23 protein-coding genes, 2 tRNA genes and 2 pseudogenes are annotated in these 23,400 nt (G+C 61.1%); 10 read left to right on the top strand and 17 right to left on the bottom strand.

Going from position 1 to position 23,400, the window contains the following annotated elements; genetic code table 11:
- The first annotated feature begins 48 nt into the window (after positions 1–48).
- The 4 genes from HMPREF1224_RS18660 to HMPREF1224_RS18645 all read left to right on the top strand — a co-directional run bounded on the left by HMPREF1224_RS18660 (position 49) and on the right by HMPREF1224_RS18645 (position 2,036).
- Positions 49–124: transfer RNA gene (locus tag HMPREF1224_RS18660), tRNA-Val, on the top strand.
- 16 nt (positions 125–140) lie between these two features.
- Positions 141–217, top strand: a tRNA-Asp gene (locus HMPREF1224_RS18655).
- 256 nt (positions 218–473) lie between these two features.
- Positions 474–1,235: a BamJ family beta-barrel-assembly machinery protein gene (locus HMPREF1224_RS18650; RefSeq protein WP_003091600.1), complete on the top strand. Its 762-nt coding sequence runs from the start codon at positions 474–476 to the stop codon at positions 1,233–1,235.
- A gap of 369 nt (positions 1,236–1,604) precedes the next feature.
- On the top strand, positions 1,605–2,036 hold the full coding sequence (locus tag HMPREF1224_RS18645; protein ID WP_003091599.1) for a YkvA family protein: 432 nt from the start codon (positions 1,605–1,607) through the stop codon (positions 2,034–2,036).
- On the opposite strand, the gene HMPREF1224_RS18640 is transcribed toward HMPREF1224_RS18645, so the two are convergent.
- Positions 2,024–2,770: a substrate-binding periplasmic protein gene (locus tag HMPREF1224_RS18640; protein WP_003091598.1), complete on the bottom strand. Its 747-nt coding sequence runs from the start codon at positions 2,768–2,770 to the stop codon at positions 2,024–2,026. The two genes, HMPREF1224_RS18645 and HMPREF1224_RS18640, sit on opposite strands and share 13 nt — an antisense overlap.
- Positions 2,771–2,873: 103 nt before the next feature.
- Here HMPREF1224_RS18640 and HMPREF1224_RS18635 point away from each other — a divergent pair, with 103 nt between their 5' ends.
- Genes HMPREF1224_RS18635 through HMPREF1224_RS18625 form a run of 3 tightly spaced genes read left to right on the top strand, consistent with a single transcriptional unit; the run spans position 2,874 to position 4,022 of the window.
- Positions 2,874–3,185, top strand: a complete 312-nt coding sequence (locus HMPREF1224_RS18635) for a helix-turn-helix domain-containing protein (protein WP_010793243.1) — start codon at positions 2,874–2,876, stop codon at positions 3,183–3,185.
- 2 nt (positions 3,186–3,187) lie between these two features.
- The gene (locus HMPREF1224_RS18630; RefSeq protein WP_003114793.1) at positions 3,188–3,553 is read left to right on the top strand and encodes a hypothetical protein; all 366 of its coding nucleotides are present in this window, start codon (positions 3,188–3,190) and stop codon (positions 3,551–3,553) included.
- Positions 3,543–4,022, top strand: coding sequence for a tetratricopeptide repeat protein (locus HMPREF1224_RS18625; protein WP_003091595.1), 480 nt, complete (start codon positions 3,543–3,545; stop codon positions 4,020–4,022). The genes HMPREF1224_RS18630 and HMPREF1224_RS18625 overlap by 11 nt, the downstream gene beginning before the upstream one ends.
- Before the next feature lie 13 nt (positions 4,023–4,035).
- On the opposite strand, the pseudogene HMPREF1224_RS18620 reads toward HMPREF1224_RS18625, so the two are convergent.
- The 6 genes and pseudogenes from HMPREF1224_RS18620 to HMPREF1224_RS18610 all read right to left on the bottom strand — a co-directional run.
- Positions 4,036–4,356, bottom strand: a pseudogene (locus tag HMPREF1224_RS18620) (diguanylate phosphodiesterase); the annotation flags it as partial.
- A 122-nt stretch (positions 4,357–4,478) separates the two neighbouring features.
- Positions 4,479–6,443, bottom strand: coding sequence for an AAA family ATPase (locus HMPREF1224_RS44115; protein ID WP_004345027.1), 1,965 nt, complete (start codon positions 6,441–6,443; stop codon positions 4,479–4,481).
- Complete coding sequence (locus HMPREF1224_RS45335) at positions 6,431–6,955, bottom strand: hypothetical protein (protein ID WP_123823005.1); 525 nt, start codon at positions 6,953–6,955, stop codon at positions 6,431–6,433. The genes HMPREF1224_RS44115 and HMPREF1224_RS45335 overlap by 13 nt, the downstream gene beginning before the upstream one ends.
- On the bottom strand, positions 6,952–8,196 hold the full coding sequence (locus HMPREF1224_RS45330) for a hypothetical protein (protein WP_004345025.1): 1,245 nt from the start codon (positions 8,194–8,196) through the stop codon (positions 6,952–6,954). The genes HMPREF1224_RS45335 and HMPREF1224_RS45330 overlap by 4 nt, the downstream gene beginning before the upstream one ends.
- Before the next feature lie 258 nt (positions 8,197–8,454).
- Positions 8,455–9,810: pseudogene (locus HMPREF1224_RS18615) on the bottom strand (EAL domain-containing protein); the annotation flags it as partial.
- 95 nt (positions 9,811–9,905) lie between these two features.
- Positions 9,906–12,002 (bottom strand): carboxy terminal-processing peptidase, encoded by a 2,097-nt coding sequence (locus tag HMPREF1224_RS18610; RefSeq protein ID WP_074198717.1) that lies wholly within the window; start codon positions 12,000–12,002, stop codon positions 9,906–9,908.
- A gap of 129 nt (positions 12,003–12,131) precedes the next feature.
- Here HMPREF1224_RS18610 and HMPREF1224_RS18605 point away from each other — a divergent pair, with 129 nt between their 5' ends.
- The gene (locus HMPREF1224_RS18605; protein ID WP_003119687.1) at positions 12,132–13,094 is read left to right on the top strand and encodes an NAD(P)H-quinone oxidoreductase; all 963 of its coding nucleotides are present in this window, start codon (positions 12,132–12,134) and stop codon (positions 13,092–13,094) included.
- A gap of 60 nt (positions 13,095–13,154) precedes the next feature.
- Here HMPREF1224_RS18605 and HMPREF1224_RS18600 read toward each other — a convergent pair whose 3' ends face one another.
- Genes HMPREF1224_RS18600 through HMPREF1224_RS18575 form a run of 6 tightly spaced genes read right to left on the bottom strand, consistent with a single transcriptional unit; the run spans position 13,155 to position 18,345 of the window.
- Positions 13,155–13,805, bottom strand: coding sequence for an HAD family hydrolase (locus HMPREF1224_RS18600; protein ID WP_009876814.1), 651 nt, complete (start codon positions 13,803–13,805; stop codon positions 13,155–13,157).
- Positions 13,805–14,800: an ABC transporter ATP-binding protein gene (locus HMPREF1224_RS18595; protein WP_003109170.1), complete on the bottom strand. Its 996-nt coding sequence runs from the start codon at positions 14,798–14,800 to the stop codon at positions 13,805–13,807. Before HMPREF1224_RS18595 ends, HMPREF1224_RS18600 begins: the two co-directional genes overlap by 1 nt.
- Before the next feature lie 2 nt (positions 14,801–14,802).
- Positions 14,803–15,600 carry an ABC transporter permease gene (locus HMPREF1224_RS18590; RefSeq protein WP_003091589.1) on the bottom strand — a complete coding sequence of 266 codons (798 nt, stop codon included), beginning with the start codon at positions 15,598–15,600 and terminating at the stop codon, positions 14,803–14,805.
- Complete coding sequence (locus HMPREF1224_RS18585) at positions 15,587–16,426, bottom strand: ABC transporter permease (RefSeq protein WP_004351063.1); 840 nt, start codon at positions 16,424–16,426, stop codon at positions 15,587–15,589. The genes HMPREF1224_RS18590 and HMPREF1224_RS18585 overlap by 14 nt, the downstream gene beginning before the upstream one ends.
- Complete coding sequence (locus HMPREF1224_RS18580) at positions 16,423–17,232, bottom strand: alkaline phosphatase family protein (protein ID WP_003160734.1); 810 nt, start codon at positions 17,230–17,232, stop codon at positions 16,423–16,425. The genes HMPREF1224_RS18585 and HMPREF1224_RS18580 overlap by 4 nt, the downstream gene beginning before the upstream one ends.
- A gap of 54 nt (positions 17,233–17,286) precedes the next feature.
- Positions 17,287–18,345, bottom strand: coding sequence for an ABC transporter substrate-binding protein (locus tag HMPREF1224_RS18575; RefSeq protein ID WP_003160733.1), 1,059 nt, complete (start codon positions 18,343–18,345; stop codon positions 17,287–17,289).
- A 363-nt stretch (positions 18,346–18,708) separates the two neighbouring features.
- Between HMPREF1224_RS18575 and HMPREF1224_RS18570 the strand changes: the two genes are divergently transcribed.
- Positions 18,709–19,425: a UTRA domain-containing protein gene (locus HMPREF1224_RS18570; protein ID WP_003091585.1), complete on the top strand. Its 717-nt coding sequence runs from the start codon at positions 18,709–18,711 to the stop codon at positions 19,423–19,425.
- A 65-nt stretch (positions 19,426–19,490) separates the two neighbouring features.
- Positions 19,491–20,042 (top strand): GNAT family N-acetyltransferase, encoded by a 552-nt coding sequence (locus HMPREF1224_RS18565; RefSeq protein ID WP_003114799.1) that lies wholly within the window; start codon positions 19,491–19,493, stop codon positions 20,040–20,042.
- A gap of 42 nt (positions 20,043–20,084) precedes the next feature.
- On the opposite strand, the gene HMPREF1224_RS18560 is transcribed toward HMPREF1224_RS18565, so the two are convergent.
- The 4 genes from HMPREF1224_RS18560 to minD form a co-directional block, all read right to left on the bottom strand.
- Entirely contained in the window at positions 20,085–21,374 is a 1,290-nt protein-coding gene (locus HMPREF1224_RS18560) for a M18 family aminopeptidase (protein ID WP_003114800.1), read from the bottom strand.
- Between the two features lie 168 nt (positions 21,375–21,542).
- On the bottom strand, positions 21,543–22,178 hold the full coding sequence (locus HMPREF1224_RS18555) for an RluA family pseudouridine synthase (RefSeq protein WP_010793239.1): 636 nt from the start codon (positions 22,176–22,178) through the stop codon (positions 21,543–21,545).
- A gap of 103 nt (positions 22,179–22,281) precedes the next feature.
- Positions 22,282–22,536, bottom strand: coding sequence for a cell division topological specificity factor MinE (gene minE, locus HMPREF1224_RS18550; RefSeq protein ID WP_003091581.1), 255 nt, complete (start codon positions 22,534–22,536; stop codon positions 22,282–22,284).
- Positions 22,533–23,348, bottom strand: a complete 816-nt coding sequence (gene minD / locus HMPREF1224_RS18545) for a septum site-determining protein MinD (protein ID WP_003091579.1) — start codon at positions 23,346–23,348, stop codon at positions 22,533–22,535. The genes minE and minD overlap by 4 nt, the downstream gene beginning before the upstream one ends.
- Between the last annotated feature and the right edge of the window lie 52 nt (positions 23,349–23,400).

The following is a 23,400-nucleotide window of genomic DNA, read 5'->3' as shown; positions in this document are numbered from 1 at the left end:
GCCAGGGGGCGAATCGCTCCGTAGAATGCGCCCCACTTCGAGAGTGAAGGGTGATTAGCTCAGCTGGGAGAGCATCTGCCTTACAAGCAGAGGGTCGGCGGTTCGATCCCGTCATCACCCACCAATCTCGCAAGTTACGCGCAGCGGTAGTTCAGTCGGTTAGAATACCGGCCTGTCACGCCGGGGGTCGCGGGTTCGAGTCCCGTCCGCTGCGCCATTTCCTTCCTCAGCTGTATCTCTTGCGCTTCCTTCCCGCTTCATAATTCGACGTTTCTCGACGCTTCCTTTCCGCTGTTCTTCTGTCCTCGTTCCACGCGTTCGTTCTGCTATCTCCTTCATTTTTCGGAAAGTTCGGCCTTGAACTTATCCGCGCGCACCTGTTCCTATTGCCCATAGCCACTGGTCGCGACAGCCTGCTAAGCTCGCGGCTTCATCGAATATGCCCGAGCGGCGAACAGATTAAAGGACTCAGCATGAAACAACATCGGTTGGCAGCAGCGATCGCACTGGTCGGTCTGGTTCTCTCCGGCTGCGATTCGCAGACCAACGTTGAGTTGAAGACCCCGGCGCAGAAAGCTTCCTATGGTATCGGCCTGAACATGGGCAAGAGCCTGTCCCAGGAAGGCATGGACGACCTGGATTCGAAAGCCGTCGCCAAGGGCATCGAAGACGCCCTCGGCAAGAAGAAGCAGCAGCTCACCGATGAAGAGCTGACCGAAGCCTTCGCCTTCCTGCAGAAACGTGCCGAGGAGCGCATGGCGGCCATCGGCGACGAAAACGCCAAGGCCGGCAAGAAATTCCTCGAGGAAAACGGCAAGCGCGACGGCGTGACCACCACCGCTTCCGGCCTCCAGTACGAAATCGTGAAGAAGGCCGATGGCCCGCAACCGAAGGCCACCGACGTGGTGACCGTCCACTACGAAGGCCGCCTGACCGATGGCACCGTCTTCGACAGCTCCATCGAGCGCGGCAGCCCGATCGACCTGCCGGTCAGCGGCGTGATCCCGGGTTGGGTCGAAGCCCTGCAACTGATGCACGTCGGCGAGAAGATCAAGCTGTACATCCCCAGCGAGCTGGCCTACGGCGCGCAGAGCCCGAGCCCGGCGATCCCGGCCAACTCGGTACTGGTCTTCGACATGGAACTGCTCGGCATCAAGGATCCGTCCAAGCCGGACGCGGAGCCCGAGGCCGGTGCCGCAGCGCAGCCCGAAGCCAAGGCGGACGCGAAGAAGTAATTCTTCCGCCGCGATGCATGAAACGCCCCGTCCATGACGGGGCGTTTTCATTTGCGGATTCGGCTGAACCCAGGCGCTGCCGCGAGGGTCTGAAAACAGGTCGAGGGCACGGCCGGTGTTACCCTTATGCACACATTTGTCGCACGTCGACCCGACCTACGGTATTGACCTCGGGTTGTCCGTTGCGCTAGGTCAAACCCTTGATTTTCAATGCTTTTAGAGCATTGTCTAAAAAGTGTCCGATCTGTCGGAAAGCCTGTAGCGACGGGCTTCTCGCCGACGGAAGGGGGGGCTGTTCACAAGGTTATCCACAGTATGCGTGGATAACCCGGAGAGCCTCGGCGGCAAGCGCTTGAGCGAGGTGGAAGGATGGATGCACCACGAGGATTCAGTCGTTACCTGGGGATCGCGGAACGTTTCCTGGCCCGTGGCCGGGTGCCCGCCTTGTTGATTGCGGTAGCACGCAAGCGCTCGCGCCTGAAGCTGGTGAAGAGCGACCTGCGCCTGCTGCAGGAACTGCTGGTGGCCTGGGTTCGCGGCGAATACCGCGGACTCAGCCGCCAGGCGTTGCTCTCGGTGATCGCGGCGCTGGCCTATTTCCTTTCGCCGGTGGATATCGTCCCCGACTTCATCTTCGGTGTCGGCTTGCTCGACGATCTCGCCGTCCTTGCCTGGGTAGTGCGTCGCTGGCAGTCCGAGCTGGATGCCTTCAAGGTCTGGCGCGACGCCCAGGCCGTCGAGACGCAGCAGGCGCTGCGAGAGCTGCCGGCTCCCAGGGCGGAGCGCGTTCAGGGTTCCTGAGGGGTTCGCAGGCTGTTTTCCAGCAGGCGCTCGATGCTGCCGTCCCTGACCATCTCGTCGAGCACCCGGTCCATACTTTCGACGGGGACCGGCAGTTGTCCGCCATAGATGCAGTGCATCCGATAGCTCTGCAGTACCAGCGGACTGACGCTCAGGCCCAGCTCGGGATGCTGGCGCGTCAGGTAGAGCAGCGGGCGGCGCATGTCCACCGCGGCGTCCAGGCGCGAACGCTTGAGCATCTGCACGCGACTGGCCAGGTCGCGGGTATCTTCGCGGCGAATTTCCCCGGCAGCGAAGGCCTGCATGAGATCGTCCGCGTAGACATAGCCTAGACTTGTACCCAGGGTCTTGCCGCGCAGCTCGGCGAAGTCGCGGATCGCCGGACGGTCGTCGCGCTGCAGCAGGACGTCCTGCTCTTCGAAGAGGGCAGGAGACCAATGGTAGCGTTCGGGTTTGCTATCCCATCCGGGGTTGGAGTTGCAGATCACGTGAATATGTCCGCTGGCCATGAAGCCGTCGATCCTTCGGTTCGGCGTTTCCACGAAACGCAGCGACAATCCCAGCCGCTGCGCGACCCGCTCCCCCAACTGGCGGGTGAAGCCGCCTTGCAGCTGGTGATCGACGATGTCCACGTAGGGCATGCCGTCGGCGGGGCTGAAGCCCCAGCGCAGCTCGCCGGCGAAGGCCTGTCCGACTCCCAGCAGGATGCACAAACCAAGACTTCTCCGGCGCACCCGTGGGCTCCTCCACCAGGCAGACTGTGTGACCAGGGCAGCAGTATAGCCAGTCCGCAGCGGCGCGGTGCCTGATAAGATGGCGGCTTGCAAGGAGACCGACATGAATGTCCAAGTGATCACGCGAGACGGCGAGGCGGAATACGCGGTGTTGCCCTGGGCCGAATACCAGGCGTTGCTGGCCGCCGCCGGTCGCCCGGCCGCCAGTGTCGCGGTGGAGACGACCGCGCCGGCGGTGCCATCCGCGAGCCTGCTGGAGCGCCGCGAGGCGCGCGGCCTGAGCCTGGAACAGGTGGCCCGGGAGGTCGGTATCAGTCCTTCCTACATGACGATGATCGAACGCGGCGAACGCGAGGCCAGCGAGGCCATCCTGTTCGCCCTGGAGCGTGTGCTGGGCAAAGCGACGGGGGCCTGACCTTGAGTGTGCTGATCAGCCGTAAACACTGGGATAGCCTGCTGCTGGAAATCGAGGATGCGCGTCGCCAGCGTCATCTGCTCACCTACCGGGCGCTGATCGAGCGCCTGCAACTGCCGACTCCGGCGATGACCACCCTCACCGCGGCTCTCGAGCACCTGGCATCGCTGGATGCGCGCTCGGGGCGTCCGTTGCGCAGTTCGCTGGTCATCAGCCAGGGCGCAAGCCGCTTGCCGCGCACCGGTTTCTTCGAGTGCGTGGAGCGCCTCGGGCGTTTTTCCGGTCCGCCGGACGGCCCGGCCGCGGCTGGCTGGCATGCGGCGGAAGTGGTCCGTGTCTTCGAATTCGAGTATCCCGATGAACTCTGAATGGATCTGGCGCCTGCGCGCCCGCCTCGGTTACGGCGTGGCCCGGCAGTTGCTGGGCTGGCCCTGGCTGGTCAAGCAGCCGCGAGCCTGGCAGTGGATGCAAGGGCAGTTCTCGCGCATGGCCAACCTCGGACACCGCGACGCCCAGGCGTTCTACGGTCACCTGCTGCTGTTCCGTGGACAGGGCTTCGGCGCACGCGAGGAGGGCCTGCGCCTGCTGCGCCTGGCTGCCAGCGCGGGCGATGGGAAAGCGGCCTACCAGCTCGGCGTGCAGGCGCTCAAGGGCGACAGCCGGCAAGCGCCCGACGCGCTGGCAGCCAGCCGCCACTGGGCGCAAGCGGCAGAGGCGGGCCACCCGCTGGCGGCGCGCAAGCTGGCGGAACTCTACCGCGATGGAGGCCCGGGCCTGGCGCCGGACAGCGAGCGCGCCGAGCACTATGCGCAACGGGCGTCCGCGCTCGGTCTATAGCTGAACGAACGGTTCAGGCGGCCTCGATCAGGTGCAGGCTGTAGCCTGGCAGCGCCTTCGCCTGGCGCTTGGCCTCGGAGGCCAGCGTCGCCAGGTGCGCGGCATCCATTCCCTGGCAGGCTTCGGCCGGTAGATGCACCACGCCGACGGACAATGACAGCAGCGGGTACTCCTCGCGCTGGCCATGGCGATTGTGTGCAACGAAACAGCCGGCGTCCAGGTGCTCGCGGCTGTAGAAGCGTCGGCATTGGCTCTGGAAGGTTTCCAGCAATCGGTCGATCCGTGTGCGCCAGTCCTCGGGGCCGAGCACCAGCATGAAGTCGTCGCCGCGGGCGTAGCCGTAGAGATCGGTCAACGGCTCAATTCGTGAAATTTCATACTCTGCGGCACAAGCAGATCTTTACAAGACGTTGGGGGCACAATTTGTGAAAAAAGTGTAGCCCCCTTACTGGGATTTTAGTTTTTGACTAATAAGCGATGCTGCTTATCTGGAAGATATATTTTTCTATGCTCTTTAAAACTGTCAGGATATTTTTTGAGGCCGGTAGTGAGTATGACTTGATAAGATTTTCCATAGCTACCAAGCTCGCCAATTTTTTCAAGGCAACGTTTAAGATTATCTAGCTCAATTCCTGATGTTTCTGGTGTATCGATAAGCAAGAATCTAGGGAATGGTACGTCTTCTTGTGAGAGGGATAGATTCATGAGGGCGAGATAATACATGAGTCGCCTTGATACGGCTGAGCTGGCCTCTCTATACTCCCCGCTACCAACTATCGGGAGGTAGTCATCTAAGCTTATGCGAGCAGTGTTGCAGTCAGGTAGAGAGTCGGTCATTAACTTGTTGTAGATGGAGCTGAGCTTCCCTACCTTCTCTTGAATATCTATTTTTGCTTTTGCTTCTAACTCATCTGTTTGCAGCTTTGAATTTTCATGCTCGCTTCTCTTTCGCTCATAATCATTTGTTAGGCGAACATTTTTGCTTTCTGCTTCAATTTGCTGGCGTATTTTTTCTATGTCTTGACGAGTGTTTAGAATTTCATCGTCAATATCATTAATTGTGTCTAGGTCTACTGGAGTATCTAGGTTGTCAATCCGTTCTTCTATTTTTCGCATTAACTCTGGAATTTCTGTTTCTAGTCTGCGAATGTCATTCTGAATAGTATTTAGGTCTTGGTCGCAATCAGCTATCGCTATTTCAATGGTTTGGGTTGTCTTGATTTTTGCTTTATAGATTTCTTTGTATTCTTTTGATGTGTAGAAGAAGCGTTGATATTGTTCCTCTTGTATTTCTGAGCCGCATACACAATGACCTGTTGCTCGCTCAACCTTTCCTAAGCAGTAAGGGCATGTGTCTGCCGAGAATAAATTTAGTTGATCATGCGAGTGTATGATTTTTACGATTTGAGAGATTTCTCTTAGAGTATTTTCTTTTACGGTATTTAGTTGTTGTTTTTCACCTAAGGTTGAGATCAGGTCTTGATTTGATTTGCTTAATTTTAGTTGTTTTTCGGTGATTTGATTTTTGATGTCTATCAGTGCATGGTCTACTACTGTGCCTCTGACCTCTCTATTGCTTTTGAATTTGTTCCTAGCGTTGTGCAAACGTTCTAATTGATTCTCTTTTTCTTGCAGGGACGTCTGAAGGAACGAAATATTTAGCGGTTCTGAGCTTCCAGATAGCTCTTCAATGATTCGGGAATATTCTTTCAGAAGCCCCGCTGCAATATTTTTATCTTTTTCTAGTGCTTTTGACTTAGAAAGGGATTCGTAGTATTCCGAAAATGTTTTCCCGACTAAAAGCTCAAAGATGGCTTTTCTCAGAAGCTCTGAGTCATTCATGAAATTGCTTTGGGTATCTATCTTTTTGTAAACCCCTTTAGGGTCGGGCTGCTGGTCGTGATAGATAAGCCGCATAAGATCAGTAAAATTAATTTTGAAATTTCTATAGCCTTGGTATAGCTCTACAACGGTTATTCCAAGCTTCGAGAGAATCCAGTCGGAAAATATATACTCAACTTCAGGAGAACGAAATACCTGAAATATGGAGGTGGGCTCATCGTTGTTGTATATTAATACTGGTGATTTGGTTCCGATGTCGCAGGCTTCTAGGGTAGATGATACAGCTATATCGTTGTCGTCTATATGGCGAGTTAATTTGTAGCTTTCATTGTTTATTTTTATGTAAAGCTCTACGCGATTGTCTTTGTCTTCTGTAATTTGTTTGTGCTGCTCTTTCTTCTCTTTACGGCTGAATTCGCTAACTCGCCCGCCAAGCCCATAATAGATCAAATTGCAGAAGGTGCTCTTGCCCGTTCCGTTGTCACCTTCTATAAGAATGAGGTTTTCATCAAATAGGGGGGATTCGAAATGGTAATTTGCGCCCTCATAAACTACCTTCTGAATTCTTAAACTTCCCATATTTTTATACCTCTGTCCCGATATGTCTTGCTAAGAAATGTATCAAGAGTAATAGCTGTGCTTCTCTGAATTGTCCTCTTGAATTTCTCGCAATTCATGTACTCGCTCTTGAAGACTTCCTTGGATAGAAAGCCCGAGGGTAGCTCTTCTTTGTTTAGGGCTATGTTGACTAGTGATTCTGTGTCCCCCTTGTGGAGAGATATATATCCCTTTTTTTCAAGAGTGAATAAAATTTTTAATGTTTCGCTTCTTTTTGCAAGACCATTTGTATAGCTGTGAAAAAGAAAGTCTTTATCGCCTTTGTGTAGCTTCTCTGTGGCTGAGGATTCTAATATTAGTATGTTTCGATTGTTAGTTATTAATTCTATTATGAATGGAATTTTTCTGTAGTCTTTAAAGACTCGCCCCTTGGTGCAGTTAAGGCAGTCAAGGATAATTATTGTCGCGTATGTTAGTAGATAGAAGTCATCAGATGATATGAACATTAAGTTCTTTTTGGCTGCCTCGTTCATTCGGATTTCTCCTCGTCGAAGCATATGAAACATGAATCTATTAAGTTTACTACTATTCCGTTGATGGTTTCTTTGTTTGATACTGTGTATGTGTAATCCTTTTTTAGTTCTTTAATCGTGTCTGCTGCTTTTTGCTGTAATGATTTTATTGTGGTGTCGATTGAAGTTTGATTAACGGTGTCGCTGAATTTGTTGTTATCGAAAAAATAGTCTTCGCAGGCTTCAAAAACTCGATACTTTAATGATAAAAAGCTTCTGTTGCTTGCTTCTTCTTCTGTTTTCGAACTACAGGCTTTTCTTGCAAGGGTTGCAATTTTTGATTTTGGGTATGCAGGGCAACTATCTAGTATTTTTTCTTCTAAATTGCGTTTGTCGGTGATTTTGGCTGATAGCTCTTGAAGTTCTTTCCATATGGGGTCGAGCAGTTGTTCACTGACTTCGGATTCTGCCATTTTGAAAATTAGCTCTACCTCGGCCGAGTTTATAAATCTCTCTGCAAAGTCTTCGAAGTGTTGCTTTTCATCAATTTTGTCGAGAATTTTGGCGAGGATCAGTTGCTCCTTTCCGCTCATGCTGAGTTGATAATATTTACAGCTCTTTATCAGTTTCTCTGCACTGTCTTGGAGTTCTGACTCGTCTTCTTGCCCAGATAGCCAGTTTATTTTCTTAAGAAAAATCTTGAAGTCTTCTAAAGAAATGTCTTCTAGAGCTTTGAGGTAGCCATTGCCGGGGATTTTTTCATATTGCTTTTTGTATTCTGAAAGCAGAATGGCTTTGACAATACTGGATATGTTGTCGGGGATTTCAGATGAATTTTTAAGGATTTCAAGGATAGGCTTGTCGGGAAGCTCTATGGTTGTTCCGTCTGCAAGTTCTTTCTTTTTCTCTTTTCCGAAGTTCGTCGTGGTGTAAAAGCTAAAATTGAATACTGTGGATTGGCTTTTATGCCACTTGCCTATATAGATATCGAAAAAGCTTACGAGGGTGTTTAGTACGGCTTCTGAGTATATGGTGAAGTTGCTATCAGAGCTATAGTTTTTGTCTTCTTCAATTATTTGCTCTGTGCTTAGATTTACAGTTTTTATTATTGTTACATCTTCTTCCGCTTCAATCGCTGCGTAGTAGAAGTTTACATTCGACAAGTCATTTGCTGCTTTCAGTAGAAGCGTTGCAGCCCGGAGCTTTTGGAGCCGGAAGCCTTTTGTTTTGTCAGCAGCATCCCGGTTTATTATCTGCGTCATATCGACGTGTAATCCATTACTTAGGTTGTTCGGGTGTTTCTATGACCGAACCCTAACTGAAAGCTGACCATGCTGTCGATATGCCGCTATGCCTTGCCTGGCTTACGCCTTCCCGGATGGGGGCAGGGGGCAGCACTGAAGGGTAAGGTCAACTCTGGCCCGTGCAGATTTAGCTGAGTCTCCACACGGAGCCAACTCTGCTCTGTTAGTACCTCCGCAGCATTTGCATATCCAGACAGTAGAAGTGAGCGATTTCAGGCCATAGTGAAGCCCACCCAAGTCGTTGAAGGGTTTGAAGCTGTCGACATCGATGTAGCAGATCACCGCCTCGCGCCTTTGCTGCAGCAGGCGTTCGAGGCATTGCTGGATCGGCACGTTGCCGGGAAGCAAGGTGAGCGGATTGGCGTGCCGCGCCTGCTGGAGCTTTTCCTCGGTGATCAGCCTGAGCACGTCGATCACCCGGCCCATTCCCGCATAGTGCCCGCCGCGGGTGACGATGAAGTCTTCCTCGATACGCTGGCGTGCGCGGCTGGTCAGCAGGCGGCTGACCTGCTGCAGGGTCTGACCGAGTTCCACGGCGAGAAAATCGTCGCTCATCAGGCGGCTGATCGGCTTGCGCAGGAACAGGTCGCAGGCGAAGGGCCGGAGCAAGGCGTCGGTGAGCGCGTGGCGATGGACGATGCCGATGGGACGCCTTTCTTCGTCGAGGATCGCCAGGGAGTTCAGGTTGGCCTGGTGGCGGAAGATTTCCACCACTTCCTGGGGCGAGGTGCGAACGTCGACCGCGCGCTGTTCCAGCAGCAGCGCACGCAGGTCGCCGTGCTCGTCGCCGGATGACTGGCTGGGGGCGCCAGCGCTGGGCAGCATCTGTTGTACGTCGCTCGCCGGGTGTTCCTGCGGGCGGCCGAACAGATAGCCTTGCACCAGGTCGACCCCCATCTCGCTAAGCACCGCGAGTTCCTCGGGCAGTTCGATGCCTTCGGCGATGACCTGGGCGCGAGAGGCCCGCGCCATCTTCAGGATGGAGCCGACGAACTCGCGTTTCACGGTGTCCAGGTGGATGCCGTCGACGAAGTGGCGGTCGATCTTCACGTAGTCCGGACGCAGTTCCGACCACAGGCGCAGGCTGGAGTAGCCAGCGCCGAGGTCGTCGAGGGCGATGGAGAAGCCCATGGCGCGATAGTGGTGCAGCGCGGTGTCGAGCAGGTCGAAGTCGTCGATGGGGGTCTGTTCGGTCAGTTCGATCACCACCCGGTTCGGCGAGATCCCCAGCTGTTGCAGCAATTGCAGGGTGCGGCCGGGCGGATGGCCGGCCTCGAGGAGGGACTCCGGGGAGATGTTGAGGAACAGCATGGCGTCGCCCTGGATGTCGCGGAAGCGGCTGAAGGCGCGTTGTCGGCAGAGTAGTTCCAGTTCGCTCAGCCGTCCGCATTGGCGGGCCACGGCGAACAGCGCCAGGGGCGAGTGCAGCGGGCTGTTGGACGGACCGCGGGTCAGCGCTTCGTAGCCGACCAGGCGCCGTTCGGAAAGCGAGAGGATGGGCTGGAACAGGCAGTGCAGGTCGCCGTGGGCCAGGATGCTGTCCAGGGCGCTCAACTGCTCGGTGACGGTCATGGAACGCTCTCGTTGCAATGAAAAAGGGCCGGTTGTGCAACCGGCCCCGTATTTCACGACAGTCCCATGACTGTTTTATGACGCTCCCGCTGAACTCAGTGCTTGGCCACCGCCGAGTTGAGGTTCAGGTAGTCCAGCAGGATGTGCCCGGACTCGGTGAGGTAGGCGTCGTCCTGCGGCTTGGTCTTGTCGTCCTCTTCCGGCAGGGCGTTCTCGTCCTCGCGCTTGAGTTCCTTCAGCGGCTCCTGGCCCTTGGACTTGCGCAGGGCGTTCTCCATGGCCAACTGGCGGTTCTCGATGCTGGTCTGCTGGGCGCGGCGCTTGGCCTCGTTCAGGCTGACGGTCTTCTCCTTCATCAGCTCCTGGGCCAGCGCCAGGCGCTCGCGGGCGTAGACGAAGTCGGCGTTGTTCTCGGTGCGCGCGTCGTGCTGGGCCTTGAGTTGCGCGAGGAACGGCTTGAACGGGTTGGCCTCGTCCTTCACCACCGGGCGGATGGTGTCCCAGGGCATCGAGTCGGGCAGGGCGCTTTCGCCGATTTCCTTGTCGTCGACGATGGACGGGTAGCTGATGTCCGGGATCACGCCCTGGTGCTGGGTGCTCTGACCGGAGACTCGGTAGAACTTCGCCAGGGTCAGCTTCAGTTCGCCGTGGTTGAGCGGCTGGATGGTCTGCACGGTGCCCTTGCCGAAGGTCTGTCCACCGAGGATCAGCGCGCGGTGGTAGTCCTGCATGGCGCCGGCGAAGATCTCCGAGGCGGAGGCCGAGAGACGGTTGACCAGTACCGCCAGCGGGCCGGTATAGAAGGCCTTGCCTTCGTCGTCGTTGAGCACGTCGACGCGGCCGTCGCTGTTGCGCACCAGTACGGTCGGGCCCTGGTCGATGAACAGGCCGGTCAGCTCGGTGGCCTCCTGCAGGGAGCCGCCGCCGTTGTTGCGCAGGTCGAGGACGATGCCATCGACCTTGTCCTTCTGCAACTCGGCGACCAGCTTCTTCACGTCGCGGGTGGTGCTCTTGTAGTTCGGGTCGCCGGCGCGGTAGGCCTTGAAGTCCAGGTAGAAGGCCGGCAGGTCGATCACGCCGAGCTTGTAGCTGCGGCCTTCGTGGTCGACCTTGATGATGGATTTCTTCGCCGCCTGGTCCTCCAGCTTCACCGCCTCGCGGGTGATGGCGACGATCTTGCTGGTCTGGTCGTTCGGCGCGTTGCTCGCCGGAATCACTTCCAGGCGTACCTGGGAACCTTTCGGCCCACGGATCAGCTTGACCACTTCATCCAGGCGCCAGCCGACCACGTCGACCATTTCGCCCTTGCCCTGGGCGACGCCGATGATCTTGTCGGAGGTGGCGATCTGCTTGCTCTTCGCCGCCGGGCCGGCCGGCACCAGGCGTACGACCTTGACGTAGTCGTTGTCGCTCTGCAGCACCGCGCCGATGCCTTCCAGCGAGAGGCTCATGTTGATGTCGAAGTTTTCCGCGTTGTCCGGCGACAGGTACTGGGTGTGCGGATCGTAGGACTGGGCGAAGGCGTTGATGTAGGCCTGGAAGATGTCTTCGCTGCGGGTCTGCTTCAGGCGCGACAGCTGGTTCTTGTAGCGCTTGGTGAGCTGTTCCTGGATCGCCTTGTCGTCCTTGCCGGTGATCTTCAGGCGCAGGACCTCGTCCTTCACCTTCTTGCGCCAGAGGTCGTCGAGCTCTGCGGTGTCCTTCGCCCAGGGGGCCTTTTCGCGGTCGATCAGCAGGCTCTCGTCGACGCTGAAGTCGATCTTGTCGACGCCCTTGTCGAGCATCGCCAGGGCATAGTCGAGCCGACCTTCCAGGCGGTCGAGGTGGCGCTTGTAGATGACGAAGCCGGGATCGAGGTCGCCGCTCTTGAGGAAGTCGTCGAACCTGTTGCGCCAGCGATCGAACTCGGCGATGTCGCCGGCGGTGAAGTACATCCGCGCCGGATCGAGCATCTTCAGGTAGCTGTCGTAGATCTTGGCCGAGCGTTCATCGTTCAGCGGCGGCTTGTTGTAGTGGTGCCGCTTGAGCAGTTCCACGACGTTGAGGCTGGCGATGACCTGCTCGCGGTCCGGCTGCAGGCTGTCCCAGGAATTCTGGGCGCTGCCGACGGAGACGGCGGTCGAGGCGAACAGCGGCAGCGAACTGGCGCCGAGGAGGAGCAACAGGGCGGTACGGGGCAGAAAACGCTTCATGCTGATTCGACTGATCGCGGAGTAATGACGCATATTAGGCCTTATTAGCCGGCGCCGGGTTCCCTTGGCGCAATGCAAAAAGCCCGACTCTGGGTGATCGGGCCGTGACAACCCCACTATGGAGGCAGCGTGAACGCATTGCAAGGTATCGAAGGTCGTGTCGAGTGGTCGGAAATCGCCGCCCCGTCCTGCGGTCAGGGCGAAATCCGCATCCGCGTGGCGGCCGCCGGACTCAACCGCGCCGACCTGTTGCAGAAGGCCGGGCTCTACCCGCCGCCACCCGGCGCCAGCCCGGCGCTGGGGCTCGAGTGTGCGGGTGTGGTCAGCGAGGTGGGCGCGGGCAGCACCTGGCAGGTCGGCGACCGGGTCTGCGCGCTGCTCGCCGGCGGCGGCATGGCCGAGGAAGTGGTGGTGGACGCGCGCCACGTACTGCCGGTCCCGGCAGGGCTGAGCCTGGCGGAGGCGGCGGGGATTCCGGAGGTCTACGCCACGGCCTGGCTGAACCTGTTCCAGTTGGCGGCGTTGCAGCCCGGCGAGAAAGTGCTGCTGCACGCCGGCGCCAGCGGCGTCGGTTCGGCCGGCATCCAATTGTGCAAGGCGTTCGGCAACCCCTGCTGGGTCAGCGTCGGTTCCGCCGAACGCCTGGCCTACTGCGAATCCCTGGGCGCCGCCGGCGGCGTGCTGCGCAAGCAGAGCCTGGAATCGCTGCGCGATTTCGCCCCGTTCGACGTGATCCTCGATCCGGTCGGCGCCCGCTATGCCGGGTTGAACCTGGAGTTGCTGCGGCGCGACGGGCGCTGGGTGATCATCGGCCTGATGGGCGGCCGCGAGGCGCAACTGGACCTGGCTCAACTGCTAGGCAAACGCATCCAGTTGACCGGCTCGACCCTGCGTACCCGTGATGCCGAGTTCAAGGCGCAGTTGATCGCCGAACTGGGGTTGAAGGTCTGGCCATTGTTCTCCGCCGGGAAACTCCGCGCGCAGCTGGAGCGAACCTTCCCGATCGGCGACGCCGAGGCGGCGTTCGAGGCGTTGGCGAGCAACCAGGTGCAGGGCAAGGTCGTGCTGGTGGTGGACCCGTCGCTGGCCTGAAGGGCCGCTTCGGCGAGGCGATGGAAAGCGCGATCCGCTCGCGCTTTCGCAGCGAGCCTGTCAGCGCCAGGTGTTGACCGGCCAGCCCATTTCCTTGGCGTAGGCGAGCAGGGTCGGGTCCGGATTGACCGTATTCGGATGGCCGACCAGCTTCAGCAGCGGCAGGTCGTTGCGCGAGTCCGAATAGAACCAGGCGTCGGCCAGTTGGCGATCGTCTCCTTCCAGCAGGTCGAGCAGACGCAATACCTTGCCTTCGCGATAGGTGAGGGTGCCGAGGGTGCGGCCGGTGTAGTGTCCGTCGAGCACTTCGAGATCGATGGCGAGGACTTCGTCGACGCCGATCCGCGCCGCGATCGGCTTGACCAGGTGCACCCCGGATGCGGAGACGATCAGCACCCGGTCGTTGGCGCTGCGGTGGCGCGCCAGGCAGGCGCAGGCGTCGCTGTAGATCAGCGGCTCGATGACCTCCTCGACGTAGGCCTCCACTTCCCGCTCGACTTCCTCGACGCTGCGACCGATCAGCGGTTGCAGGGTGTAGTCCATGTACAGGTCCATGGACAGCTTGCCTTCGGCGTACTGCTCCATCAGTTCGGCGTCGCGGCGGACGAAGGATTCGTCGACCCAGCCGAGACTCGCCATGCGCTGGCTCCACAGGCTGGAGCAGTCGCCGTGGATCATGGTCTCGTCCAGGTCGAAGATCACCAGGCTCATCAAGCTACCTCTCGAATACTGTTGCGATCGATGACCAGCGTCAGCTGACTGCCGGCCGGATACAGGCGGTCTGCGCTGCGGTTGAGGACGTCGACGGTGAGTTCCACCCCGGCGGCCTCGACGCGGTAACGGATCACGTTGCCGAGCAGACTGTGCGAGCGTACCAGCGCCGGCACGCCTTCGCTCGGTTCGTTGCCCAGGCGCAGGGATTCCGGGCGGATCGCCACCTGTTGCGCGCAGGGCTGGCCGAGCAGGCGGCTGGCCTGTTCGGCGTCGAGCAGGTTGTAGTTGCCGATGAAGCCGGCGGCGAAGGCGTTTTCCGGCGCGGTGTAGAGGGTCTCCGCGTCGCCGCTCTGGACGATGCGTCCGGCGTTCATCAGGACGATGCGGTCGGACAGGGTCAGCGCTTCCTCCTGGTCATGGGTGACGAACACCGTGGTCAGCCCCAGCTCCTGCTGGATGCGGCGGATCTGTTCGCGCAGGTGCTTGCGGATGCGCGCGTCGAGGGCCGACAGCGGCTCGTCGAGCAGCAGCAGGCGCGGGCGCGTCACCAGCGAGCGGGCCAGCGCCACGCGCTGGCACTGGCCGCCGGAGAGTTGGTGCGGGTAGCGTGCGGCGTACTCGCCCAGTTCCACCAGTTCGATGGCTTCGGCGACCCGCTGCTTCAGTTCCGCCGCCGGCACCTTCTGCATGCGCAGGCCGAAGGCGACGTTCTGTTGCACGGTCATGTTGGGGAACAGCGCGTAGCTCTGGAACACCATGGCGATCCCGCGCTTCTGCGGCGGCAAAGGCACCACATCCTCGCCGTCGATGAGGATGCGCCCGCTGTCGACCTCGGTCAGCCCGGCGATGCAGCGCAGCAGGGTGGACTTGCCGCAGCCGCTGGGGCCGAGCAGGGTGACGAACTCGCCGCGGGCGGCGGCGAAGTCGATATCGCGGAAGATGCTGGTGGCACCGTAGCTCTTGTCGAGCTGTTCGACGCTGACGAACGACATGATCAGGCCTTGTCCTTGTTCAGTCGATTGGCCGCCCAGGTCAGGACCAGGACGAACACGAAGTAGGAGACCACCACTGCGCTGGTGTAGTGGCCGCTGCTGTTGCGCATGTTGTTGAGGAACACCTGCAGGGTCTCGTAGCGGGTACCGACCAGCAGGTTGGCGAAGACGAATTCGCCGATGAGGAAGGAGAACGACAGCAGCAGGGCCACCATCACCCCCTTGCGCAGGTTCGGCAGCACGACCAGCAGCGCCGCCTTCCAGGTGCTGGCGCCGAGCAGGTGGGCGGCGTCCATCAGGTCGCGCAGGTTGATCGCCTGCAGGTTGTTGGTGATCGCCCGGTACATGAACGGCAGGGCGATGGTGAAGTAGCAGCCGACCAGCACCCAGGGCGTGCCGATCATTTCCAGCGGCCCGCTGGCATAGAGTTGCAGCAGGCCCACCGAGGAGACGATCGGCGGCACCGCGAAGGGCAGCAGGATGAGCACGTTCATCACGCCGTCCAGGCGCGGGAAGTGGTAGTGGATGACGAACATCAGCGGCAGGATCAGCAACACGCTGAACGCCAGGGCGCCGAAGCAGACCAGCAGCGAACGGGCGAAGGCCAGCAGGAAGCGCTGGTCGCTCCACAGCGTCAGGTACCACTTCAGGGTCAGGCCGTCCGGCAGCAGGGTCGCCGACCACTGGGTGGCCAGCGAGTAGAGCAGGGTCGCCGCCAGCGGCAGGACCAGGATCAGGAACAGCGCGCAGACCACCAGGCGATGGTAGAGCGCGGCAGGACGTCGATCAGCGCGCGACATGGTAGCTCCTGCGCAGCAGCCATTGGTGGACCAGGGTGATCAGGGTCATCAGGCCGACCAGCACCATGGCCAGGGCGCTGGCCATGTTCGGGTCGGGGAACACGTCGCCGGCGACCAGCGCGCCGATGCGGATCGGGATCACGTTGAAGTTGCCGGTGGTCAGCGAGTACACCGTGGCGTAGGCGCCGAGGGCGTTGGCCAGGAGGATGACGAAGGTGCCCAGCAGCGCCGGGGTCAGCACCGGGATGCCGATGTGCCGCCAGTACTGCCAGCCGTTGGCGCCGAGCAGCGCGGCGGACTCGCGCCAGTCCTCGCGCAGGGCGTCGAAGGCCGGGTAGAGCAGCATCACCCCGAGGGGGATCTGGAAATAGGTGTAGAGGATTATCAGGCCGGTCTTCGAGTAGAGATTGAAGTCGTCGATCCAGCCGGCCTGCTTGAGCAACAGGGTCAGCGCGCCGTTGAAGCCGAGCAGGATGATGAAGGCGAACGCCAGCGGTACCCCGGCGAAGTTGCTGGTCATGTTGGAGAAGGCCATGACGAAGTCGCGCAGGCGGCTGTCGACGTGGCGCAGCGAATGGCTGCCGAGCACCGCGATGAGCAGGCCGAGCAGGCTCGACCAGCCGGCGATCTCCAGGCTGTGGCGGATCGCCTGGCGGTAGAAGGGCGAGCCGAACAGCTCGAGGTAGTTGGCCAGGCTCCAGGCGTCGCTGGCCTTCAGGCTGTTCAGCGCGACCCAGGCCAGCGGCGCTATCTGGAAAAGCACGAAGAACGCCGCGAAGGGCAGCAGGAACAGCAGCGCCAGCCATTTGCCGGAGAGTCGTTTCATGGGTCGAGCAGCTCCCGGCAGACGGGTTTGTCGTGGGCGGCGCCGAGGATTTCGCAGAGCGTGCCGCAGAGGTCGGTCTGCAGCGGTTGCGCCAGGTCGTCGCGGCTGAAGGCGTCGCCGAAGACGAACAGCGGCACCTCGCGCTCCTCCTCGAGGATGCCGCCGTGGCTGCGGTCCTCGTTCATTCCGTGATCGGCGGTGATCGCCACCTGGTAGCCGGCCGCCAGCCACTGGTGCAGGTATTCCGACAGCAGTGCGTCGGCGCGCCGCGCGGCGTTGCGGTAGGCGGGGCTGGCGAGGCCGTGCCTGTGCCCGGCGTCGTCGATGTTCATCGAGTGGACCAGCATGAAGTTCGGTGCGTGCCGGCGGCGCAGGCTTTCCGCGTCGGCGAACAGGTGCGAGTCCGGATAGTGGTCGCTCCAGTAGAAGTGTCCGCGCTGGATCGGCATTGCGCTGTCGTCGGTGTGGCGGTCGCGGGCCGGGTCGAACGGCGCGCGGTTGTACAGTTCGCTGACCCAGTGGTAGGCCGCTGCCGCGGTACTCAGGCCGGCCGCGCGGGCGTAGTGGAACAGGCTCTGTTCCTGGCTCAGGCGGACCACGTCGTTGTGCAGGATGCCGCTATCGATCGGCGGCACTCCGGTGAGGATGCATTCGTAGAGCGGCCGGGACAGCGAAGGCAACTCGCATTCCAGGCGGTACGACTGGCCGCGGCCGGCGCCGCAGAGGGCCTGGAGATGCCCCATGCAGTCGCGGGCGACGCTATGGTTGAGGCCGTCCAACAGGACGAGGATGACGTCGTGGCGCATTCGGGGTATCCGTCGATGCGGGGCGGCCGCCGGGGAGGGCGGCCGCGCTCCGCGTCACTGCATGTTGATGATCACCGCTTCCTGCCACTGCCGCGGCAGGCGCTTGGAGGTTTCCTCCCAGGCCTTGGCGTCCTTGATCGGCTGGGCCTTGGCGTACTGCTCGTTGGGTAGCAGTTGGGCCTTCACGTCGTCCGGCAGGGTCAGGCTCTCGGCGCGGATCGGTCGCGCGTTGCCCTTGGCCAGGTTGATCTGTCCGGCGTCGCTGAAGATGTACTCGCGGGCAAGCTTGGCGGCGTTCGGGTGCTTGGCGTACTTGTTGATGATGGTGGTGTAGCCGGAGATCACCGAGCCGTCCGAGGGGATCAGCACCTCGAAGCGCTCCGGGTCGATCTGCTGGCGGTAGCTGAGGCCGTTGAAGTCCCAGACGATGCCGACTTCGACCTCGCCCTTTTCCAGGGTGGCGATCACCGGGTTGGTCAGCGACAGGCGGCCCTGCTTGGCGATCTTGCCGAAGAACTCCAGGCCCGGCTTGATGTTCTTCTCGTCGCCGCCGTTGGCGATGGCCGCGGCGAGCACCCCATTGACCGCCTGGGCGGCAGCGCTGACGTCGCCGATGGTGACCTTGTACTTGCCCTGCAGCAGGTCGGCCCAGCTGTGCGGTACGTCCTTCACCAGTTGTTTGTTGACGATGAAGGCGATGGTCCCGGTGTAGGCGAGTGCCCAGTGGCCGTCCTGGTCCTTGGCCCAGGCCGGGATCTGTTCCCAGGTGCTCGGCTTGTACGGCTGGCTGACGCCCTGCTGCACGGCGATGGGGCCGAAGGCGGCGCCGACGTCGCCGATGTCGGCGCTGGCGTTGTCCTTCTCGGCCTTGAACTTGGCCAGCTCCTGGGCCGAACTCATGTCGGTATCCATGTGCTTGAGCCCATACTTGCTCTCAAGGTCCTTCCAGGTGTCCTTCCAGTTCGCCCAGCTGTCGGGCATGCCGACGCTGTTGACCTGGCCTTCCTTGCGCGCGGCCTGTTCCAGCGCCTGCAGGTCCGCTTCGGCCGCCAACGCCAGGCCGCTGCCGAGGGCGATGGTGGTTCCCAGCAATGAAGCAAGCATGCGTTTCATTCGGTGCTCCTTCGTTCGAGAGGTTCGGTCGGGCAGCCTCGGGAGTTCTCGACGCTCCTTCGGGCGGGACTGCCGCGGGTGTGGTCTAGATCAGCAAGACCCAGGCCAATCTAGAGCCGCTGGATGACGGTTTCATGTCAGCTAGCCGCGCCTGGCATCGCCGCGGCTTGCATCCGCAGAAGCGTAGACCATGCTTAAGCCCTCGATTCCATGGGCGCCGGGCGCCTCCGGGAAGACCGTTGTCTTGTACCTGTCACGTCCCGGTCATCTGGGTTTCCTAGCATCAGACGAGCCGGAGGCACAGGGCGGGCCGGCGGAAATGCCCCTTGTTGGGGTTGGACTAGACCAATAAGGAAGCTGTCGATGCGTGACGAAGCGCTACCCACCGTAACGGCGATCTGCCGGGCGCTCAGCGAGCAGATCGGCCATGGTCTGCTGCCGGCGGGTGGCAAGCTGCCGGCCGAGCGCAAGCTCAGCGAGCTGTTCGCGACGACCCGGATCACCCTGCGCGAGGCGCTGATCCAACTGGAGTCGCAGGGCCTGATCTACCGTGAGGAGCGCCGCGGCTGGTTCGTCTCCCCCGAGCGGCTGGCCTACAACCCGCTGGTCCGCAGTCACTTCCATGCGATGGTCAGCGAACAGGGCCGGGTGCCGGCGACCGAGGTTCTGTCGGCCCGGCAGATGCCGGCGAGCGCGGCGGTCTGCGAGCTGCTGGAGCTGCCGGCGCTGTCCAGCGTCTACCAGATCCGCCGGGCGCGGCGGGTGGACGGGCGGCTGGTGCTGTATGTCGAGCACTACCTGAACGCGCAGTACTTCCCCGGGATCCTCGGCCACGACCTGACCCGCTCGCTGACCGAACTCTATGCCAGCGAGTACGGCATCCACTATGGGCGGGTGCGTTTCGACATGGTGCCCACCGCACTGCATGCCGAGGCTGCGGCGCCGCTGAAGGTGGCGGTGGGCAGCCCGGCCCTGCGCATCAGCCGGATCAACCGCGACCAGCGTGGTCGGCTGATCGACTGCGACCTGGAGTTCTGGCGCCACGACGCCATCCATATCAGCGTCGAGGTACCGCAGTAACGCCACGCGTCGACGACCTGCGGCACCTTCTGCGAGGATGGGGCTCCGGGAAAAGGAGCCCTCGCATGTTCATACTGCCGATTTCGTCCGACCTGCACCTGGAGCTGCTCGACCAGCCGCGCGCGGAGGAACTGTTCCGCCTGGTACGTGCCAACAGCGAGCACCTGGCGCCCTGGATGCCGTGGGTGCCGCTGACGCAGAGCGTGGACGATACCCGCCGTTTCATTGGCGAAGGCCAGCGGTTGTGGGCGGAGCGCAGGAGCTGCCGCTGCGGGATCGTCGAATCCGGATGCCTGGTCGGCGTCATCGACCTGCACGACTTCACCGAGGACAGTCGCAGCGCCAGCATCGGCTACTGGCTGGCGGCGTCCGCGCAAGGGCGCGGGCTGCTGGCCAGGGCGTTGGGGAAGACGATCGAGCTGGGTTTCCTTGGCTACGACCGGCAGCGCCTGGTGATCCGCTGTTCCACCGAGAACCTGCGCAGCCAGCGCGCCGCCGAGCGCCAGGGCTTCCGGCGCGACGGAGTGATCCGGGCCAACGAGATCATCGCCGGGCGTGCCCACGACCATGCGATCTACACGCTGTTGCGCAGCGAATGGCACGCTGCGCACGCCTGAGTGGCCCCGGGCGAATGCCCGGGGCGTGAGCGCGCCTGGCGCTCAGGGCAGCTCGCTGCTGGCGTAGAAGGCGCCGAGCACCTTGACCAGGTGCGCCAGGTCATGGCTACCGGCCAGCTCGCGAATCGAGTGCATGGCGAAGGTCGGCAGGCCTATGTCGACGGTGCGCACGCCGACCTGGCTGGCGGTGATCGGGCCGATGGTCGAGCCGCATCCCATGTCGCTGCGGGTCACGAAGCTCTGCACCGGCACTTCGCTGTCCTGGCAGAGGTGGCGGAAGAAGCCGGCGGTTTCGCTGTTGGTGGCATAGCGCTGGTTGCTGTTGATCTTGATCACCGGACCGCCGTTCAGCGCCGGGCCATGGTTGGCGTCGTGCCTGTCGGCGTAGTTCGGGTGTACGCCATGGGCGTTGTCGGCCGAGACCAGCAGCGAGCGCTGGATCGCCCGGCTGAAGGCGTCGCCTTCCGGCAGCAGGCGGCGCAGTACCTGTTCGAGGAACGGACCGTCGGCGCCGCAATGCGAACAGGAACCGACTTCCTCGTGGTCGGTGCAGACCAGGATGCAGTTCTCGTCGCCTTCGGCGTTGAGCAGGGCTTCCAGGCCGGCGTGGCAGGACAGCAGGTTGTCCAGGCGCGCCCCGGCGATGAACTCGTCGTTGAGACCTACCACCGCGGCGGACTGGGTGTCGTAGAACGACAGCTCGTAGTCCAGTACCACGTCGGCGGTGATGCCGTGCTCGCGCAGCAGCTGTTCGTCGAGCAGCAGGCGGAAGTCGGCGGCCTCGCCCGGCGCCAGCTGGGCGATGATCGGCGGCAGTTCGTTCTGCGCGTTGATCGGCCAACCCTCGTTGGCGGCGCGGTTGAGATGGATGGCCAGGTTGGGGATTACCGCGATGGCCTTGCGGAAGTCGACCAGGCGGCTTTCCAGCTTGCCATTGGCGCGGAAGGTGACGCGCCCGGCCAGCGACAGGTCGCGGTCGAACCAGGGGGCGAAGAGGGCGCCGCCATAGACTTCGACGCCGAGCTGGAGGAAGCCGTTGCGAGCGATCTCCGGGTTCGGCTTGACCCGCAGGCAGGGGCTGTCGGTGTGCGCGCCGACCAGGCGGAAGCCGCTTTCCAGGGGCGAGCGACGGCCCAGGCGGATGGCGATCAGCGACGAGTCGTTACGGGTCACGTAGTAGCGGCCGCCGGTTTCGGTGTGCCAGGCGTCGCGCTCGTCGAGGCGGCGGTAGCCGGCGGCTTCCAGGCGGCGGGCGAGGCTGGCGGTTGCATGGAAAGGCGTGGGCGAGGCCTTGAGGAAATCGATCAGGCCCTGGTTGAGTTCTGCGCGCATAGTGGCTCCGGACGGCAATCCATGCAGTCTATCGTATTGTCCGACGGGGTTCAGGTCGTTGGCGGCGGGGCCGGCCAGAAAAAGCGGAAGCTGGTCGTTGTATGGCAAGACGGGGTACCGGAAATCGGCGGGCGGCGTCCCGGCGGGCCGGGACGCGGCGGGGAAGGCTCAGAACGGCGCCGGCGACTCGAAGCGCAGGCGTTCGCCGCTCTGCGGATGGGTCAGGCACAGCAGGCTGGCGTGCAGGCACAGGCGTTCGTGGGCGGCGAGGGCTTTGGGGTTGGCGTAGAGGCGGTCGCCGAGCAGCGGATGGCCGATGGAGAGCATGTGCACGCGCAACTGGTGCGAACGGCCGGTGATCGGCGTCAGCTCGACCCTGCTCCAGCGTTCATGACGCTCGATCACACGCCAGAAGGTCAGGGCGTGGCGGCCGTGCTCGAAGTCCACCACGTGACGCGGCTTGGTCGGCGGGTCGTAGCGCAGCGGCAGTTCGATGCGCCCGCTGTCCAGTTCCGGCAGGCCCCAGCAAAGGGCGGTATAGGCTTTCTCGGTCTCGCGGTCGTGGAACTGGCGGGACAGCTCGCGGTGGCTGTCGGCGTCGCGGGCGAGCACCATCAGGCCGGAGGTTTCCCAGTCCAGGCGGTGGACGATGCGGGCCTCGGGATAGCCGTTTTCCTGCAGGCGGGTGACCAGGCAGTCCTTGTTGTCATCGGCGCGGCCGGGCACCGACAGCAGCAGGGTGGGCTTGTCGACCACCAGCAGGGCGTCATCCTGGTGAACGATTCGGATCTGGGACAGCGGCATAGCGAACGGGCTCATCGCCGGGAGGCGGCAGGGAGCCTGGCGGGCAGGCTCGGTGAAACGACTGCGGCGGCCAATGGCCGCCGCAGTATGGACCCTGGGCGAATCAACGATCCGGCAGGGTGATGTTGAGTTCCAGGATCGAGCAGTTGCCCTGGTTCTCCAGTTCCACCTGGATCTGCTCCTGGTCGATCGGTACGTACTTGCGGATCACTTCCAGCAGGTCTTTCTGCAACTGGGGCAGATAATCCGGCTGTGCGCGCTGGCCACGTTCGTGGGCAACGATGATCTGCAGTCGTTCTTTCGCGATGGAAGCGCTGTTCTGCGATTTCCGACTGCGAAAGAAGTCTAAAAGGCTCATTCACGTCCTCCGAACAGTCTTTGCAGGAATCCTTTCTTCTGCACATCGAGGAATCGATGCGGTATTTCCTTGCCGAGCAGGCGGTCGACCGCATCGCTGTACGCCTGGCCGGCGTCGCTCTGCTCGTCGAGGATCACCGGCACGCCCTGGTTCGACGCCTTGAGCACGGCCTGGGATTCCGGGATCACCCCGAGCAGGCGGATGGCGAGGATCTCCTCGACGTCGTCGACGCCGAGCATCTCGCCCTTGGTGACGCGCTCTGGGTTGTAGCGGGTCAGCAGCAGGTGTTCCTTGATCGGCTCCTCGCCTTTCTCGGCGCGCTGCGACTTGCTTGCCAGCAGGCCGAGCATGCGGTCGGAGTCGCGTACCGAGGAAACCTCGGGGTTGGTCACGACGATCGCTTCGTCGGCGAAGTACATGGCCAGGTGGGCGCCTTTCTCGATGCCCGCCGGGGAGTCGCAGATGATGTATTCGAAATCCTTGCGCAGTTCGGCCATGACTTTCTCGACGCCTTCCTTGGTCAGGGCGTCCTTGTCGCGGGTCTGGCTGGCGGCCAGGACATGCAGGTTTTCGAGGCGCTTGTCCTTGATCAGGGCCTGGGTGAGGGTGGCCTCGCCGTTGACGACGTTGACGAAGTCGTACACCACGCGGCGTTCGCAGCCCATGATAAGGTCGAGGTTACGCAGGCCGACGTCGAAGTCGACGATGACGGTCTTGAAACCGCGCAAGGCCAGGCCGGTGCCGATAGCTGCGCTGGTGGTGGTTTTACCGACGCCACCCTTACCGGAAGTGACTACGAGAATTTTGGCCAAGGTGATTCACCCCAATGAAAAACGTAAGAATTCTGGTCCCTGAAAGTGGCGG

Source organism: Pseudomonas sp. P179 (assembly GCF_000478485.2).
Classification (GTDB): domain Bacteria; phylum Pseudomonadota; class Gammaproteobacteria; order Pseudomonadales; family Pseudomonadaceae; genus Pseudomonas; species Pseudomonas aeruginosa.
This window is presented reverse-complemented; position numbering and strand designations above follow the sequence as displayed.

Coding starts and splice junctions, on each gene's coding strand:
- HMPREF1224_RS18645 (WP_003091599.1), top strand. CDS start 1,605: ATGGATGCACCACGAGGATTCAGTCGTTACCTGGGGATCGCGGAACGT.
- HMPREF1224_RS18595 (WP_003109170.1), bottom strand. CDS start 14,800: ATGTCGTTCGTCAGCGTCGAACAGCTCGACAAGAGCTACGGTGCCACC.
- HMPREF1224_RS18560 (WP_003114800.1), bottom strand. CDS start 21,374: ATGCGCGCAGAACTCAACCAGGGCCTGATCGATTTCCTCAAGGCCTCG.
- HMPREF1224_RS18625 (WP_003091595.1), top strand. CDS start 3,543: ATGAACTCTGAATGGATCTGGCGCCTGCGCGCCCGCCTCGGTTACGGC.
- HMPREF1224_RS18555 (WP_010793239.1), bottom strand. CDS start 22,178: ATGCCGCTGTCCCAGATCCGAATCGTTCACCAGGATGACGCCCTGCTG.
- HMPREF1224_RS18570 (WP_003091585.1), top strand. CDS start 18,709: ATGCGTGACGAAGCGCTACCCACCGTAACGGCGATCTGCCGGGCGCTC.
- minE (WP_003091581.1), bottom strand. CDS start 22,536: ATGAGCCTTTTAGACTTCTTTCGCAGTCGGAAATCGCAGAACAGCGCT.
- HMPREF1224_RS44115 (WP_004345027.1), bottom strand. CDS start 6,443: ATGGGAAGTTTAAGAATTCAGAAGGTAGTTTATGAGGGCGCAAATTAC.
- HMPREF1224_RS18600 (WP_009876814.1), bottom strand. CDS start 13,805: ATGAGCCTGGTGATCTTCGACCTGGACGAGACCATGATCCACGGCGAC.
- HMPREF1224_RS18610 (WP_074198717.1), bottom strand. CDS start 12,002: ATGAAGCGTTTTCTGCCCCGTACCGCCCTGTTGCTCCTCCTCGGCGCC.
- HMPREF1224_RS45330 (WP_004345025.1), bottom strand. CDS start 8,196: ATGACGCAGATAATAAACCGGGATGCTGCTGACAAAACAAAAGGCTTC.
- HMPREF1224_RS18575 (WP_003160733.1), bottom strand. CDS start 18,345: ATGAAACGCATGCTTGCTTCATTGCTGGGAACCACCATCGCCCTCGGC.
- HMPREF1224_RS18590 (WP_003091589.1), bottom strand. CDS start 15,600: ATGTCGCGCGCTGATCGACGTCCTGCCGCGCTCTACCATCGCCTGGTG.
- HMPREF1224_RS18565 (WP_003114799.1), top strand. CDS start 19,491: ATGTTCATACTGCCGATTTCGTCCGACCTGCACCTGGAGCTGCTCGAC.
- HMPREF1224_RS18580 (WP_003160734.1), bottom strand. CDS start 17,232: ATGCGCCACGACGTCATCCTCGTCCTGTTGGACGGCCTCAACCATAGC.
- HMPREF1224_RS18585 (WP_004351063.1), bottom strand. CDS start 16,426: ATGAAACGACTCTCCGGCAAATGGCTGGCGCTGCTGTTCCTGCTGCCC.
- HMPREF1224_RS18650 (WP_003091600.1), top strand. CDS start 474: ATGAAACAACATCGGTTGGCAGCAGCGATCGCACTGGTCGGTCTGGTT.
- HMPREF1224_RS45335 (WP_123823005.1), bottom strand. CDS start 6,955: ATGAACGAGGCAGCCAAAAAGAACTTAATGTTCATATCATCTGATGAC.
- HMPREF1224_RS18635 (WP_010793243.1), top strand. CDS start 2,874: ATGAATGTCCAAGTGATCACGCGAGACGGCGAGGCGGAATACGCGGTG.